Below are 14,468 nucleotides of genomic sequence, written 5' to 3'. Positions count from 1 at the left end.
GTCCTCCAGGGAGTATTCGCCGGGTACAGGGTGTGCCCGAAGGCTACGGGTACACCCTGTACCGCGCCAGTCCCTTTCGGGTTAGAATGTGGTCGTGGATCTTGCGAGGTGGGTGGACACGGCCGTGGTGCGCCGATCGACGGCGCACGAATCGCACCGGTCGGCACGGCGAGAGCAGATCGTGGTGGCCGCGGCTCGTGCGATCGAGGAGTACGGTCCCGGCGTCGGTACTGCCCAGATCGCGGAACGGGCGGGGGTTGCGAGGCCTCACGTCTACCGGCACTTCCACAGCAAGGAAGACCTCGAACGAGAAGTGCTCCGATTCGCGGCTGATCAGCTCATTGACACCGTTCGTCCCGCCATGCGCGTGAGCGGTACAGCTCCCACCATCATCGAAGGCGTGATAGGCGCTGCCATCGGATGGGCTGCCGGTCATCCCAACCTGTATCGCTTCATGGCGGCGCGCCAGCAGAACAAGGAAACACACCGGGCCAGGTTGGGGCGCACACGGTTCCTCGGCGAGGTGGTGGCCGCAGCCTCGGCATACATGCGCACATCCGAAGTACAAGTCGATCCCCCGGACGGCGTGATGGCGGGGTTGATGGGCATGGTCGACGCGGGGATCATCTGGTGGCTGGACCACCACGATGAGTCGAAGGAAGAGGTGACCACCCGGATCGCCCATCAAGTTTGGCTGATCATGCGTGATCTCGCCCAGAGCGTAGGGGTTGCTGTGGACAACGACCTTCTGTTGAGCGCGCGATGAGGGACCTCTCGCCCGGAATGGGCGCACCCCGAGCCCGTCGAAGCGGTCCCGCGTTGGAACGGCGACGCCCCGTGTGCGACCGGTGGCTGGAAGAGGTCGGTGACCTAGTGCGGCGGATGCCCGACGTCTGCACCTCGGCAGTGCCCGGCAAGCAGCCGGCCGGCTGGCCGCGCACGGCCGTAGCGCTCAAGACTGACGGTCCGGTCAACACCGCGGTGCGGCGATGACGCCGGCGCCGGGATCGCACCTTGAGGCGACCTTCTTCCTCGATCACGACCACGCTTCGGTACGCGACTTCACCCAGCACGTGATCGCCGGCGCGTCGAGCCCCCGAGAGAGAGCGTCCCTACTCTTTGCTGCAGTGCGTGACCAAATCTGGTACGACCCCTACTCGGTCTCCGAGGATCCTGAGCATTACCGGGCGAGCCACGTCCTCCAGGCCGGCCGCGCCTACTGCGTGCCCAAGGCGGTGCTACTGGCCGCGGTTCTGCGGGCCGCGGGCATCCCTACCCGACTCGGCTTCGCCGATGTACGGAACCATCTGCAGACCGACACCTTACGAGCCGTCATGGGTGGAACGGACCTGTTCGTCTATCACGGCTATTGCAGCGCCTACATCGACCGACGATGGCTGAAGGCCACACCTGCCTTCAACGTCGAGTTATGCGAACGATTCGGCGTGCCACCGGTCGACTTCGACGGACAGAGCGACGCGCTCATGCACGCCTTCACCTCCGACGGGACTCGGCACATGGAGTACGTACGAGACCACGGCAACTTCGACGACCTCCCCCTGGGCCGCATTCTGTCTGCCCTCCACCAGGCCTACGGACCTATGGTCACCGCCGCTGCGGGGCCTGACCCTGCCTTCACTCCTCCAGCTACCACCGGTAAGACCACTCCGGAAGGATCCGTGGACTCATAAGGGAGCACCGGATGAGCCACTCCCACCGGGCGCGGTCCTTCTAAGGAACTGCGGAAGTGGTACTCAAGGGTGCTGGTGGGCACGTCGGAAGTGGCTCGGTGAGCTGCCGGCCCATCCTTTGAAGGCGTGCGAGAAGTTCGTGAGGTCGCTGTAGCCCAGTTCGGCGGCGACCTCACTGACAGACGTGGAGCGGTCGAGCAGCCGTATCCGGGCGCGGTCGAGCAGTGACTCCTGGAGGAGTTCGCGGAAGCTGGTTCCCTCCGCGGCGAGCCGGCGTTTCAGGGCTCATATCGTTTTCGGTGCTGGGAAGACTGCATCGCCCCGGGTTTGATGGAGACATCGATTACCCGGGAAGGGATTGGCAGATAGGGCTTGTCGGTACCGCGGGTCCGGCGAGTTGGTACCGCTGTTCCGGCGACCCGGAACCGGCCCGTGTGTGAAGCGCGGGCCGGCGCCGTCGGTGGTTACTCCCAGTAGCCGGTGGTGGCTCGGGCTTGGTCGTCGCGTTGGCGGCGCATGTCGACTTCGCCGAGGTTGATCTCGCGGGCGTTGTTGGCCAAGCGGTTGACGATGGAATCGGCGGCCACCCGGTCGGGTAGTGCTTCGAGCCAGTAGGCGGGCCGGGATTGGGAGGCGATCATCGTCGGCAACCTGTGCTCCCGGTTGGCCAGGACGGCGAACAGGTCGTTGGCGGCCTCGGGATCGATGCCCACGGTGAGGAAGTCGTCGATGATCAGCAGCTCCACGTCCGAGAGGTCATTGAGCATTTTCTGGTGGCGAATCCCGTCGCCGCGGGCGATGACCAGCCGCCGGGCGAGTTCGTCCATGCGGGCGTAGGTGACGGTGTGCCCGTTCTGGCAGGCGGCGATGCCGATCGCGCAAGCGAGGTAGGTTTTCCCACCACCGGTCGGTGAGAGGATCAGCAGGTTGGTGGGGTCTTGTCGCCAGTGGTGCCCGGCGTAGCGTTTCATCCGCACCGGGGTGATCCCGCGTCCGTCCTGGTAGTTGATCTCGGCGATCGAGGCCTGCGGGATCGGGAACTTGGCGGCGCGGATGAGCTTGTCGATCCGGTGGGCCTGGCGCTGGTCCAGGGCGTCGTCGACGGCGGTGAGGAAGATCTGCTCCGGGGTGAGCTCGTCATTGGCCTCATCGCTGATCAGCTCTTCGAACCGGGTGGCCACGTGCGTGATGCGCAGGCTGCGGAACTTCTGGTGATCGATCTCGGTGAACATCACACGCCCTCCCCGCTGCGGCCGCGCGCATAGTGATCGGCAGAGCGGACTTGGATCGCGCCGTCGTCCCTGGTTCCGGCCGGTGGTGGGGGTTTTCGTGTGGCAGCCGCCGGTACGGCGGGCCGGGGAGCTTTGCCGTCGGAGTCGATGGTGGCCATGACGCGTTTGAGCACGCTGTAGCTGCCGGCACTGTTCTGGTTGAGCAGCACTTGGCAGGCCGCCTCGAGCCGCTGGCGGCTTCTCTTGCCCAGGGTCTCGAGGATGTTCTGGCAGTCCAGATAGCCCTGCGCCTCGATCACGTGACGATCCAGGATCTGGGCGATCACTTTCTCGGTGGCGGGGCCGAATCCGCGGGCGCGGTCGGTGAACCACTGCCGCGACCAGAGCCCGTCGATGCCCTGGTGCGCCTTGGGGGCGTGGGCGAGCACGGTCGAGTACTGGCCTTTGCGGCCGTGGCGCCGTGGGTGCTCGCAGACGACCTGGTCTCCGTCGAAGATCGTCACCGACTGCGCGGTCAGGCGGACCCGCAGCAGTTGACCGGAGAAGGTGTACGGCACCGAGTAGTACTGAGAGTCGCAGGAGATGTGATAGTTCCGGCCGACCTTGAGCTGCTTCCACTCGACTGTTGCGAACTCGTCGTCGGGCAGGGCGGCCAGCAGTGGGGATTCGTCGGATTCGAACCTCTCCCACCGGGTCGTCCCGTCAGCCCGGCGAATCTGGGTGTTGATCTCCGCGACGCGGTCGGCGATCGCCGAGTTCAGGGCCTCGACGGTGGTCCAGACCTCCTCGGCGAGATAGCCGATGACGCGCTTGTTGACCACCTCCACCGCGGACTCTACGGCCGCCTTGTCGCGGGGTTTGCGGACCCGCGCCGGCACGATCGCCGTGCCGTAATGGTCGGCCAACTGCTGATAGCGGACGTTGACCGCCCTGGCCGCCTCACCCTTGGCCTGCCGATGGGTGGCGGTGGTCGGATTGTCGGGCACCACCATCTGCGGCGTCCCGCCAAAGAAGTCGAACGCTGCAACGTGAGCATCGATCCACGACGGGGACTTCATATCGGTGAAGCCGCGGCAGAACACCGCACCGGAGTACGGCAGCACCCCCACGAACAGGCACAGCTTGGTGACCTCCCCGGTGACGGCGTCGAGGACCTCGAGGGTGTCGCCGGCCCAGTCGACCAGCATCGTTCTGCCGGGTTCATGATGCAGCGTGGCCACGACGTCCTTGATGCGGGCGTGCTCGGCAAACAGGGCGCAGTACTGCGAGTACCCGTACTTCTTCCCGGCCCCGGCGGGGTCGGCGAGGTACTTGCCCCACGCCTGCTGGATGGTGAAGTGCCGGTTGAACTTCATCGACGCCAGCACCCGATCAAAATCCGGCTGGGTGTAGTCCTCCGAGACGCGCTTGCGCCCATCGGGGAACATCCCGGCGATCTCAGCCGGGTTCATCGACGCCGCTTGGCCGGCGGTGATGCCGTACGCGGTGATCGTCTTCTTCACCGCCGCGATCTCCCGTCGCGAGCACCCGACGGCAGCAACGATCTCACTGTAGCTATGCCCGGCCAGCGCCAACGTCATGATGGCCTTGTAGTCGGCCACATCAGCCTCCTCAGATAGGAAAAGGCGACGCAGTCGCGCCGCCTCACCCCGAGCAGACCACTCGGGCCGCCCCGAGGAGTACCGAGTCGCCGGAATCGAAGTACCGGATCGCCGGACTAGGCGTACCCACTGGCCCTATCTGCCAAGGGATTATTGGAATCATGGGAGCACCTCGTAAGTACCCGGATGAGCTTCGTGAGCGAGCGACGCGGATGGCGTTGGAGGCGCTGGACGACCCGGACCGTTCGCGCGGTGCGATTGTGCGGGTCGCTGAGCAGCTCGGCGTGCACCGCGAAGCACTTCGGACCTGGGTCCGCAAAGCCCAGGCCGCGGGCCAGGACGCCACCTCAGTGTCCGCCGATCGCGACGCCCGCCTGGTGCAGCTGGAGAAGGAAAACCGCGAGCTGCGGCGAGCGAACACGATCTTGAAGCAGGCGTCGGCTTTTTTCGCTTCGGTACCACAATGATGATGCCCGGTGGGGTTGGCTCGTTTTTTCGCTGCCATAGGTGGCTTGTCCGCGATGTGCCGCTCCACCGGGTGTGCATCGCTGATCAAGGCCGTGGCCTGATAGGAGCTTGCTCGCTCGTCCTGCCCGACTGAGGCGTGCCCGACCTCGGTCGGCGGTGCCGAACGTACGGCAACGGATCAGAAGGAGGCCCGCGGTGACTGTCATCGGAATTGATGCCCACAAGAACTGGCACACGCTCGTAGCTGTCGACGAGGTCGGCAGGAGGATCGATGTCCTCACAGTCGAGGCCCGGGCGGCCGGGCATCAGAAAATCATGACCTGGCTCGAGCAGTTCGAGGAGGTGATCATTGCGATCGAGGACTGCCGGCACCTGACCCGGCGCCTGGAAGCCGACCTGCTCGACGCCGGGCACAAGGTCGTGCGAGTCCACACCCGGCTGATGGCGGGTATGCGCCGGTCGGGTCGCGAACCCGGCAAGTCCGACCCGATCGACGCAGAGGCCGTGGCACGCGTTGCCCTGCGCGAAAGTGACCTACCGACGGCCGAGTTGCCGGGGCCGGCGCGGGAGATCAAGCTACTGTCCGACCACCGTCGCAGCCTGGTCGCTCGCCGTACCGCATTGCAGTCCAAGGTCCGCTGGTTCCTGCACGAGATCGACCCTGACCTGCAGATACCGTCCCGGGCGCTGCGTCGTTACCATCTTCTCGATGAGCTGATTACCCACCTGGACGGCCTGACCGGGGTCGTGCCGGAGATCGCCCGCGACATCTTGGAGGACATCCGATCGCTCACCCGGCGGATCAACGAGATCGAGAGCCGCCTGAGCAAGCTGGTGCGCGCGAATCATCAGCACCTGCTTGAGGTCCCGGGGCTTGGGGTGCTCGGAGCGGCCATGATCATCGGCGAGACTGCCGGGGTCAGGCGGTTCAAGTCCAAAGACGCCTTCGCCCGTTTTAACGGCACGGCTCCGATCCCAGTGTGGTCTGGCAACAAGGTCCGCGTCAGGCTGTCCCGGGGCGGTAACAGGCGCATCAACACCGCGCTGCACATGGCCGCGGTGACCCAGCTGCGGCTCGGCGGCGAAGGCACCGACTACTACGACAAGCTCATCGCCGCCGGCAAGACCCGAACCGAGGCATTGCGACTGCTCCGCCGCCGGATATCGGACCGGGTGTTCGCAGCGATGCGCGCCGACGAAGCACGGCCCGTGGCCGAGGCCACGTCGCCGCCTCCAACTGCAGTGCCACGCACTCCGATCCCTGCACTTCAGGCGGCGGCGTGAGCGGGGCTTGACATAGGAGCATCGCGGAGCTGGACCGTCCACAGCGCTGAAGGTCGAGTTCATCGACCGTCACAAGGACGAGCACGGTGTCCAGCCGATCTGCGACGCACTGGCCGAGACCAGCGCCGCGATCGCGCCTTCGTCCTACTACGCCGCCAAGTCCCGGCCGCCCTCATCGCGGTCGGTTCGCGACGCCGAACTGACCGCGGCGATCACCACGATGTACGAGGAGAACTACCACGTGTACGGTGCCCGAAAGATGTGGAAGGAGATGGGTCGCGCCGGCCACCAGGTCGCCCGCTGCACCGTCGAACGTCTCATGAGAACCGAAGGTCTCAAGGAGGTCCAGCGGGCCAAGTCTCCCCGCACCACCCGCCCGAAGGCCGAGACCGAGCGACCCGCTGACCTGGTTGAACGCAAGTTCGTCGCCGAGCGCCCGAATCAACTATGGGTGGCCGACATAACGTACGTCCGAACGTATGCCGGGTGGGTGTACGCGGCGTTCATCATCGACGTCTACTCGCGGATGGTCGTCGGGTGGCAGCTGTCCAGGAACCTGTACACCGACCTGGCTTTGGACGCGCCCGAACATGGCGATCTGGCAGCGCACCCATGCCGGCGACGACCTGACCGGACTGATACATCACTCGGACCGCGGCGTTCAATACCGGGCGCTGCGCTACACCGAACGCCTCGCCGAACAGGACCTCGTCGCCTCGGTGGGTTCCCGCGGCGACTCGTATGACAATGCCCTCGCGGAGGCGTTCAATTCGCTGTTCAAGGCCGAGCTTGTCCGCAACCGCCACAAGGGTGAGTGTGCCAGTCTGAATTGGCCCCACTTGGAGGCGTAGTGCTGCTCTGAAATGGCCCCACCCTCGATCAACCAGACCCTAAGTTTCGTGTCGTCCGACCAAAGACGTTCACGAGAGGCAAGGGGTTGAAGGAGAGATCGAGAGTGGAGCAGTTCGAACGTATCCGACGTGACGCCCGAGACGAAGGCCTGTCCATCCGGGCGCTCGCCGAGAGGCACAAGGTGCACCGCCGCACGGTGCGCGCGGCGCTGGCCGATGCGGTGCCGCCACCACGTAAGACTGGCCTGCTGCGGTGATCTCGGACGGTGGACCCTCTTAAAGTGAGGGGCCTACCGAAATGAGATCCAGCAGTGAGTGCATCACGCAGGCGGTTCAGCCAGGAGTTCAAGGATGAGCTGTGCCAGGAGGTCATCACGACCTCGAAGACGATCAAGGAAGTCGCGGTGGCCTACGGCGTGGGCCCCGAGACGTTGCGGAACTGGTTGAACAAGTACCGGCAGGCCCACGGCGGTACCGAGACCGAGGTGACGCTCGATGAACGGGCACGACTCAAGGAGCTGGAGCGGGAGAACTCCGAACTCCGCGCCGAGACGGCGTTTCTAAAAAAAAGCAGCGGCTTACTTCGCGCGGGAGCAGCGACCGTGAGCCGATACGAGTACATCGACTCCTGCAGGAACGACCCGTCCGAGACCAACCCGCTCTACAAGATGTGCGCCTGGCTGGCCGTGTCGACCTCCGGGTTCTACAACTGGCTCTCGCGCCCGACCTCGGCCACAGCTGCCCGCAGACAGGCGCTCACGGCCAGGGTGAGGCACTTCTTCGCCGCCACTGACGGCACGTACGGGTATCGGCGGATTCACGCCGACCTGGTCGACGAGGGCACCCAGTGCTCCCAGGAGTTGGTGCGTCAGATCATGCGCTCCGAGGGCCTGGTGGCCTGCCAGCCGAGACCATTTCGGGTGACCACCGAAGCCGACGACGCTGCTGCAGCCGACATGCCTGACCTGCTCGAACGCGATTTCACCGCCGAACGACCTGGGGTCAAGTTCGTCGGCGACATCACCTACATCCACACCTGGCAGGGGTTCGTGTACCTGGCGACGGTGATCGACTGCTACTCCAAGAAAGTCGTGGGCTGGTCGATCGCCGACCACATGCGCACCGAACTGGTCGAGACCGCTTTGAAGAACGCCGCCGCGACGACGGTGATCGAACCGCGGGCGATCTTCCATTCCGACCGCGGCAGCGTCTACACCTCGGGCGACTACCGAAAGTTGGTCAAGGATCTGGGGATGCGGTTCTCGATGGGCAGAACGGGCGTGTCCCTCTTAACCGGCTAATTCGATAATCATTGCTGGTCAGCGACACGCCACGAAGTAGCTAATCATCTGTGATGTGAGTCACAAGTGCTACACCTGTTTCCATGAACAGCAGACTCGGCCTTCGGATTGAACGAGATGACCACGGTTGGGTGCTGGCTGGGTCGGAGGCCTCCCGGTTCCAGCTCGTGAATGAGTATCTGCTCTATCTGCTGGATCGGAACTACTCGCCGGCGACGGTTCGAGCGTATGGGTATGACCTGCTGGCCTTTTGCCGGTGGTTGCTCGATCAGGACCTCGACCTCGCGTCGGTGATAACCAATGACCTGCTCGACTATCTCAGGGTCTGCCGGGAGGCGACGGTCCCGGGCCGGGTGGGGACGAACGTGGTGACGATGACTGGCGAGCGAGTGGACCGGTACGCGGCCACGACGATCAATCGGCGCCTGGCGGCGATCTCGGGCCTGTACTCCTTCACTGGGCTCAGGGATCCGAACGCCATCAATCCCGTCCCGCGAGGTCGCGAGGCGCGGTGGCTGGTCGCTGGGGAGAGGTCTGGGATGCTCGCCCACACCAGGAGACGTCGACAGCCCCGCTCGGCGCTGCGACTGCGGGAGGCGAGAACGTTGCCGGTGGCGTTGTCTGCGCCGGATGCGGCGGCCCTGGTCGCGAGTCTGCGGACGTGGCGAGACCGGGCGATCGCGGGACTGATGCTGTGGTGCGGCCTGCGATCTTGCGAAGTGCTGGGGCTGAACGTCACCGACGTCGACATTGGAGGGCGGTGGATCACCGTCACCGGCAAGGGCGCCAAGCAGCGTCGCGTGCCCCTGGATCCCGACGTCGGGGCAGTGATTGATGTGTATCTGCTGGCAGAACGTCCCGAATCCGATTCGGATCGGCTGTTTCTGGTGGCTAAGGGCGCCACCCGCGGGCAGGGGCTGACTCCGGCGGGCCTGCGCACGATCTTTCGGTACCACCGGGAGATCTCCGGAGTCACCGGTGGACATCCACACGCGTTGCGGCACACCTTCGGCACCGTGTTGGCCGAGGCCGGCGTCGACCTGGCGGTGATGCAGGCCCTGCTCGGGCACGCCCACGTCGATACCACTGCCCGCTACGTTCATCTGGCTCCGGTCCACGTGAAAGGGGAGTTCGATGCCGCACGTGCACGCCTTCGCAACCAGGCCCGGTGACGCCGCCGTCACCGGTTCGGGGTTGGTGGCCGAGGACCTGTTGCAGGCCTACCTCGATCGCCTCGCCGCTACGGGCCGGGGAAACGCGGTCTACGAGCGCGCCGCACGGAAGTTCTTGCGCACCTGGCCCGACCCCGAGGCCTGGGCCCAGCAGCCACTTGCCGACCGGCTCGCCGCGGGAAGTCAGACCCGCCCGCTGATCACGTACCTGATGGTTCACCAGGGCCTTCGTCCCGGCTTTGACTATCTGCTCGAACGCAAGCTGTCCTCGATCTGGAGAGAAATCCAGTCCAGCTGGCTGCAGCCGGAGATCGATCGATTTCTGTCTGCATCCGAGGACCTGGGGTTCTCACTGCGGGTGCGGCTGGCGACCGGGTCGCAGGTGCCGGTGCGGCTACTGATCCAGACTGGCCGCCCGATCACCGAGCTGACCCAAAGCGACCTCGATGCGTTCGCCGCAGCCTGCCATGAACGAGGACGGCGTACCGGGACCAGCCACAGCCACTACCTATCGGCGATCAGCACCACCCAGACGGTGCTGTACCACCTGGGCGTGGTCGACCAACTGCCCCGCGCCGGGGGCCCGGAGCTTGTCAAGATAATTGTGTGAGTTTTGGTTAGTGATGTCTGTCACATGTGGGGGTCGAAGCGTTCCGGGTAGGCCAGTGCGAGTTCGGCCAGTGCGGCTCGCCAACCGTGGATGGTGGCGCCTTCGACGAGTCTGGGGATCGATTTCCGGGGGCCTGCGTGGCCGTCTGCTCGGCGTTGAGCGTCCTTGGCGCGTTCTCGGTCTCGTCGGTCCTCGATGTTGCGTATGGCTAGCCATAGCAGCTTGATCGCGGCGGCATCGCTGGGGAAGTGCCCGCGGTTCTTGGTGATCTTGCGCAGCTGGTAGTTCAGCGACTCGATCGAGTTCGTGGTGTAGATCAGCTTGCGTGTGGCTGGGCCGAAGGCCAGGAACGGGATGAACCGCTCCCAGGCGGCCTCCCACGACCTGACGGCGGTGGGGTACTTGGCGCCCAGCGGCGATTCGGCGAAGGCCTCCAGTGCGGCTCTGGCGGCCTCGGCGTTGGCGGCGGTGTAGATCGGCTTGAGTGCCTTGGCCACGTTCTTGCGGTCGCTGTAGGACACGAACCGCATCGAGGCCCGGATCAGGTGCACCACGCAGGTCTGCACCTCGGCGAAAGGCCAGGTCGCGGCAATCGCCTCGGACAGTCCGGTCAGCCCGTCGCAGGCCACGATCAGGACGTCTTTGACGCCGCGATTGGCCAGTTCGGCGCACACGCTGGCCCAGAACGCCGCGCCTTCCTTGGCCTGCACCCAGATGCCGAGCACGTGCTTGACGCCCTCAAGATCGACCCCGACCGCGATGTGGGCAGCGCGGGTCTTCACGTGGGCTCCATCGCGGATCTTGATGTGGATCGCGTCCAGGAACACCACCGGGTAGAACGCCTCCAACGGGCGGTGCTGCCAGGCGGCGACTTCGTCCAGGACCGCGTCGGTGACGTTGGCGATGGACTCGTGCGACAGCTCCACCCCCAGGGTCCGCGCGAGGTGGTGCTCGATCTCCCGGACGGTCATTCCGCCGGCGTACAGCGAGATGATCTGGTCCTCCAGCCCGCCGAGCCGGCGGGCGCCCTTCGGGACGAGCTGGGAGGCGAACGAGCCCTGCCGATCGCGGGGCTGATCCAGTTCCACCGGGCCGACCTCGGTGGCCACGGTCTTGCGCGAAGTGCCGTTGCGGTGGTTTCCGTCCCCGCCACGGGCGTGGGCATCGCGGCCCAGATGCTCGGTCAGCTCGGCGCCCATGCCCCGCTCAAGGACGGCCTTGAGCATCTCGTTCAAAAAGCCGTCCTTGCCAGTCAACTCCAACCCTCGCGAACGGGTCTCGGCGAGTACGTGATCAATCAGCGCATCCGAGAACACCTCCCGGCGAAGCCCAGCAGCATCTGATACATCCGTAGCGTCGTGGTCGTCAACAGCCATAGCGTTCATGATTCCTCCTCCGGATCAACTCACACAGACCATCTGACACGCCCGGGGCCCGATCCCGCTGGCTGAGCGACTGGCCGAGATCACCCCATCGATCCGGGACGAAATGGTCGCCTACCTGGAGCGAAAGAAGGCAACCTGCCAGGTCAAGACCGTCTCGACCATGGCCACCCGACTCAAGCACTTCGGTGTGTTCTTGACCGGCATCGATCCTGACCTTGCCAGCGTGGCCGACCTGGATCGGCGCCACCATATCGAGCCCTGGCTGTCCTCGCTGCCCGACTCGGTCAGCGACAAGGACGGAAAACCGATCAGCAACGGCGACCGCAACCGACGCGTGATCGCCGTGATGACGTTCCTGACCGATATCACCGAGTGGGGCTGGGACGCGGCCCCCGGCAGGAAAGTGCTCTTCCGCGATGACATCCCCAAACTCCCGCAGGTGCTGCCACGGTACCTACCGATCGACGCTGATCGGCGCCTGCAACAAGCACTGACCACCCATCCCGCGCTCCTGGCTCAAGGTTCCCCTGGGCAAGATGGCCACCGAGCGGATGGTCCCACTCGATGATCAGACCCTCGAACTGATCGACAGGGTCATCCAGATTCGCTCCCACTGCCAGCCGTTGCCTCACCCGCGGTACCGGCGCCGAGCACAGTTTCTGTTCACCTACCTCGGACGCCGACTGACCCAACAGGGCGTGCGCGCCGAACTCAACCACGCCGCCGATATCGCCGGACTCGACCACATCACCTCCCACCAGCTGCGCCACACCTACGCGACCGCACTGGTCAACGCTGGCGTCTCCCTGCAAGCACTGATGGCCCTACTCGGTCACGTCAGCGCCGAGATGAGCTTGCGCTACGGCCGACTCTTCGACACCACCATCCGCGAGGAATACGAACGAGCCCTGGACCTGGCCAAACAGAACACCCCGCCCCAGAACCCGGCACCGGGCAGCCCCGGTGGCCGGATCCAAATTCCGCTGGCCGACATCACCGGCGGACGTCCCTGGCAGGACACGCCGCTGCTCAAATCGCGCATGGCAGGAGGATTCTGTCTACGAGCCCCAGCCCAGGGCGCCTGCACCTACGCCAACATTTGCGAACACTGCCCCAGCTACCGCACAGAGCCTTCATCATTGCCGATCCTGGCGGCCCAACGCATAGACGCCGAAGCACTTGCCCGCGACGCCGAAAGCCGAGGGTGGATCGACGAAGCCGACCGCCACCACAAGCTCCTGAACCGCCTCGATGCGCTCATCGCCGACACGGAAGCGGCCGCAGGATGACCGCCCGCGGCAAGATCAACCTCGTCGAACGCGCCTGCACAGACCTGGCCCGCGAAGGCCAACCGATCACGGTCGTCGCCATCGCAGCCGCCACCGGACTGAGCCGCTCGACGATCTATCGCAGCACTGAACTGCGCACCATCGTCGAGCACCACAAGCACCCCGAAACTCCGATGGCCTCGCTCACAGATGAACTCGCGACCCTGCGAACCGCGGTCAACTGCCTCGCAGAGCAAGTGCGCCGCCACGACGAGCAACTCCGCCGCATGCGCCGCTGACCGCGTTATCCGGCCAACGGCCCATCAGGCCCCCGATTAGCCGGATAATGCTGGGACAACGCGATGGCCGAATCGTTCTTCTCCGCCCTGAAGAACGAACGCGTCCACCGCACCGTCTACGCCACGAAGAGGCAAGCCAGACGCGACGTCATCAGCTACATCGAGGGCTTCTACAACACCCGACGGCGCCATTCAGCGCTCGGCTACAAGCGCCCGAACGAGGTGCACTACGCTGACCTCCAGCCGGCAACGGCAGCGTAGAGAAACCATCAACTCCGCTGTCCGAAATCGACGCGGCAGGTCAGAGCTCGGCTCTAGTCCGAAGCTGCATGACCAGGCGAGAGAACCGCGATGGCTACGCCACGGCCGTTAGTGCCGGCCTAACAAGGATTGGGCGGTGGCCTGTCGGCGGCGCGGTAAACCTTCGCCAAATTCAGCGATCAACGCGCGAGGGGCTTGGCCTACTTAAGTACGGTCAGCGAGAGTTGTCGTCCTTGTTGGCGAAGGCGGGGGGAATTAGGGATCTCAACGGACGGTTGGCCCGTACTCGTGCGCCGATGCCCAGGGTGAAGTCCATAATGGCTAGTCCCGCGCAGAGCGCGATTCGCAGCGATGTTGCCGTTCCCGAGTTCGGGCCAATCATGACGATCAATGCGTAGGCGACGACTCCGATAACGGCGCTGATGGCGAGCGCGGCGAAGGTACGCATCAACAGTATCGATCCCAGTTAACCTTGTCGCCAGCAATGGCTGCGATCCACAAGCACGGAAAGGTCATGATGCCCGTCAGTGCGCAGTAGAAGCCCGTTACCCACGTGAACGCGCCGATTCCGACGTAGGACTTCCAACAAGTGGCGGCAGGTTGCAAATCGCCGCCGGGGTTAGTGTCAGGCGCCGGAAGCTCGTTGACGAGCTGAAGGCCTCCCTCAGGCCCAGTGTTCGGCGTGATGTACTGCCCGTCAGTCTTGGCGAGAAACGTGTCGATCGCGCGGTCGTCCATCAGGGCAGCGAGGCGCTTGAGCTCACCGGAGGGGTCTATGGAGTAGCGATTGAGGAACTCGGTCATTGCCGGGCTCGACGACAGCTTGTCGAGTCGACGGTCGAATCCTGAGGGGTCGGCGGTGCGTGCAGCATCAACGTCGAGGTTCTTGTATGCCTCTAGGGCCACCTCTTTAATGTCAGGGGAAATGGAAGCGGCAGTTGTGGAACCCAAGCTTCCGGTCTGGGCGTGCACTGTCGGCGTGAACATGGCCATGGCGATTGCAACCACACTGACAAAAGGAGCGATGCGGCTTCTCATGAAATTC

16 protein-coding genes and 4 pseudogenes are annotated in these 14,468 nt (G+C 64.9%); 14 read left to right on the top strand and 6 right to left on the bottom strand.

Annotated elements, in window-relative coordinates:
* Positions 1-94 precede the first annotated feature (94 nt).
* Positions 95-766: a TetR/AcrR family transcriptional regulator gene (locus CK206_RS11355; RefSeq protein WP_231888827.1), complete on the top strand. Its 672-nt coding sequence runs from the start codon at positions 95-97 to the stop codon at positions 764-766.
* Positions 767-989: 223 nt separating this feature from the next.
* Positions 990-1,691, top strand: a complete 702-nt coding sequence (locus CK206_RS11350; RefSeq protein ID WP_007628316.1) for a transglutaminase family protein — start codon at positions 990-992, stop codon at positions 1,689-1,691.
* A gap of 63 nt (positions 1,692-1,754) precedes the next feature.
* On the opposite strand, the pseudogene CK206_RS11345 reads toward CK206_RS11350, so the two are convergent.
* The 3 genes and pseudogenes from CK206_RS11345 to istA form a co-directional block, all read right to left on the bottom strand.
* A pseudogene (locus CK206_RS11345) lies at positions 1,755-1,973 on the bottom strand (helix-turn-helix domain-containing protein); the annotation flags it as partial.
* 182 nt (positions 1,974-2,155) lie between these two features.
* Positions 2,156-2,923, bottom strand: coding sequence for an ATP-binding protein (locus CK206_RS11340; RefSeq protein ID WP_096907415.1), 768 nt, complete (start codon positions 2,921-2,923; stop codon positions 2,156-2,158).
* Positions 2,923-4,524, bottom strand: coding sequence for an IS21 family transposase (gene istA / locus CK206_RS11335; RefSeq protein ID WP_096906462.1), 1,602 nt, complete (start codon positions 4,522-4,524; stop codon positions 2,923-2,925). Before istA ends, CK206_RS11340 begins: the two co-directional genes overlap by 1 nt.
* Positions 4,525-4,685: 161 nt before the next feature.
* Here istA and CK206_RS11330 point away from each other — a divergent pair, with 161 nt between their 5' ends.
* The 8 genes and pseudogenes from CK206_RS11330 (at position 4,686) to CK206_RS11305 (ending at position 10,210) form a co-directional block, all read left to right on the top strand.
* Positions 4,686-4,991, top strand: coding sequence for a transposase (locus CK206_RS11330; RefSeq protein ID WP_096906461.1), 306 nt, complete (start codon positions 4,686-4,688; stop codon positions 4,989-4,991).
* A gap of 178 nt (positions 4,992-5,169) precedes the next feature.
* Positions 5,170-6,276 carry an IS110 family transposase gene (locus CK206_RS11325; RefSeq protein WP_371607089.1) on the top strand — a complete coding sequence of 369 codons (1,107 nt, stop codon included), beginning with the start codon at positions 5,170-5,172 and terminating at the stop codon, positions 6,274-6,276.
* A 46-nt stretch (positions 6,277-6,322) separates the two neighbouring features.
* Positions 6,323-6,847, top strand: a pseudogene (locus CK206_RS20755) (IS3 family transposase); the annotation flags it as partial.
* Between the two features lie 19 nt (positions 6,848-6,866).
* The gene (locus CK206_RS20380; RefSeq protein WP_227022452.1) at positions 6,867-7,127 is read left to right on the top strand and encodes a hypothetical protein; all 261 of its coding nucleotides are present in this window, start codon (positions 6,867-6,869) and stop codon (positions 7,125-7,127) included.
* A gap of 104 nt (positions 7,128-7,231) precedes the next feature.
* A complete protein-coding gene (locus tag CK206_RS19875) occupies positions 7,232-7,384 on the top strand; it encodes a hypothetical protein (RefSeq protein WP_167492490.1) in 153 nt (50 codons plus the stop codon).
* A 54-nt stretch (positions 7,385-7,438) separates the two neighbouring features.
* A pseudogene (locus tag CK206_RS11315) lies at positions 7,439-8,410 on the top strand (IS3 family transposase); the annotation flags it as partial.
* Between the two features lie 101 nt (positions 8,411-8,511).
* The gene (locus CK206_RS11310; protein WP_096906459.1) at positions 8,512-9,600 is read left to right on the top strand and encodes a tyrosine-type recombinase/integrase; all 1,089 of its coding nucleotides are present in this window, start codon (positions 8,512-8,514) and stop codon (positions 9,598-9,600) included.
* Positions 9,563-10,210: a hypothetical protein gene (locus tag CK206_RS11305; RefSeq protein ID WP_254050559.1), complete on the top strand. Its 648-nt coding sequence runs from the start codon at positions 9,563-9,565 to the stop codon at positions 10,208-10,210. Before CK206_RS11310 ends, CK206_RS11305 begins: the two co-directional genes overlap by 38 nt.
* Before the next feature lie 20 nt (positions 10,211-10,230).
* On the opposite strand, the gene CK206_RS11300 is transcribed toward CK206_RS11305, so the two are convergent.
* Positions 10,231-11,586, bottom strand: a complete 1,356-nt coding sequence (locus CK206_RS11300) for an IS256 family transposase (RefSeq protein WP_069388925.1) — start codon at positions 11,584-11,586, stop codon at positions 10,231-10,233.
* Positions 11,587-11,698: 112 nt separating this feature from the next.
* Here CK206_RS11300 and CK206_RS20125 point away from each other — a divergent pair, with 112 nt between their 5' ends.
* From CK206_RS20125 to CK206_RS11285, 4 genes and pseudogenes are all read left to right on the top strand, one after another.
* Positions 11,699-12,163, top strand: a complete 465-nt coding sequence (locus CK206_RS20125) for a hypothetical protein (protein WP_216824133.1) — start codon at positions 11,699-11,701, stop codon at positions 12,161-12,163.
* Entirely contained in the window at positions 12,132-12,884 is a 753-nt protein-coding gene (locus CK206_RS20120; RefSeq protein WP_216824132.1) for a tyrosine-type recombinase/integrase, read from the top strand. The genes CK206_RS20125 and CK206_RS20120 overlap by 32 nt, the downstream gene beginning before the upstream one ends.
* Positions 12,881-13,162, top strand: coding sequence for a DUF6262 family protein (locus tag CK206_RS11290; protein WP_007632371.1), 282 nt, complete (start codon positions 12,881-12,883; stop codon positions 13,160-13,162). Before CK206_RS20120 ends, CK206_RS11290 begins: the two co-directional genes overlap by 4 nt.
* 48 nt (positions 13,163-13,210) lie before the next feature.
* Positions 13,211-13,423, top strand: a pseudogene (locus CK206_RS11285) (integrase core domain-containing protein); the annotation flags it as partial.
* 214 nt (positions 13,424-13,637) lie between these two features.
* Here CK206_RS11285 and CK206_RS19600 read toward each other — a convergent pair.
* A complete protein-coding gene (locus CK206_RS19600) occupies positions 13,638-13,871 on the bottom strand; it encodes a hypothetical protein (protein WP_132064308.1) in 234 nt (77 codons plus the stop codon).
* Positions 13,871-14,461: a hypothetical protein gene (locus tag CK206_RS19595; RefSeq protein WP_143337730.1), complete on the bottom strand. Its 591-nt coding sequence runs from the start codon at positions 14,459-14,461 to the stop codon at positions 13,871-13,873. Before CK206_RS19595 ends, CK206_RS19600 begins: the two co-directional genes overlap by 1 nt.
* Positions 14,462-14,468: the final 7 nt, after the last annotated feature.

This window comes from Dietzia sp. WMMA184, from assembly GCF_002441635.1.
GTDB lineage: Bacteria > Actinomycetota > Actinomycetes > Mycobacteriales > Mycobacteriaceae > Dietzia > Dietzia kunjamensis.
Note: the sequence above shows the minus strand (reverse complement) of the source record. Positions and strands in the feature narration are given on the sequence as shown.

Excerpts from the sequence above, each read along its gene's own strand:
- CK206_RS20125 (WP_216824133.1), top strand. The coding sequence starts at position 11,699 with ATGGTCGCCTACCTGGAGCGAAAGAAGGCAACCTGCCAGGTCAAGACC.
- CK206_RS20380 (WP_227022452.1), top strand. The coding sequence starts at position 6,867 with ATGGCGATCTGGCAGCGCACCCATGCCGGCGACGACCTGACCGGACTG.
- CK206_RS19600 (WP_132064308.1), bottom strand. The coding sequence starts at position 13,871 with ATGCGTACCTTCGCCGCGCTCGCCATCAGCGCCGTTATCGGAGTCGTC.
- CK206_RS11350 (WP_007628316.1), top strand. The coding sequence starts at position 990 with ATGACGCCGGCGCCGGGATCGCACCTTGAGGCGACCTTCTTCCTCGAT.
- CK206_RS11290 (WP_007632371.1), top strand. The coding sequence starts at position 12,881 with ATGACCGCCCGCGGCAAGATCAACCTCGTCGAACGCGCCTGCACAGAC.
- CK206_RS11310 (WP_096906459.1), top strand. The coding sequence starts at position 8,512 with ATGAACAGCAGACTCGGCCTTCGGATTGAACGAGATGACCACGGTTGG.
- CK206_RS19595 (WP_143337730.1), bottom strand. The coding sequence starts at position 14,461 with ATGAGAAGCCGCATCGCTCCTTTTGTCAGTGTGGTTGCAATCGCCATG.
- CK206_RS20120 (WP_216824132.1), top strand. The coding sequence starts at position 12,132 with ATGGCCACCGAGCGGATGGTCCCACTCGATGATCAGACCCTCGAACTG.
- CK206_RS11300 (WP_069388925.1), bottom strand. The coding sequence starts at position 11,586 with ATGGCTGTTGACGACCACGACGCTACGGATGTATCAGATGCTGCTGGG.
- CK206_RS11330 (WP_096906461.1), top strand. The coding sequence starts at position 4,686 with ATGGGAGCACCTCGTAAGTACCCGGATGAGCTTCGTGAGCGAGCGACG.
- CK206_RS11340 (WP_096907415.1), bottom strand. The coding sequence starts at position 2,923 with ATGTTCACCGAGATCGATCACCAGAAGTTCCGCAGCCTGCGCATCACG.
- CK206_RS11305 (WP_254050559.1), top strand. The coding sequence starts at position 9,563 with ATGCCGCACGTGCACGCCTTCGCAACCAGGCCCGGTGACGCCGCCGTC.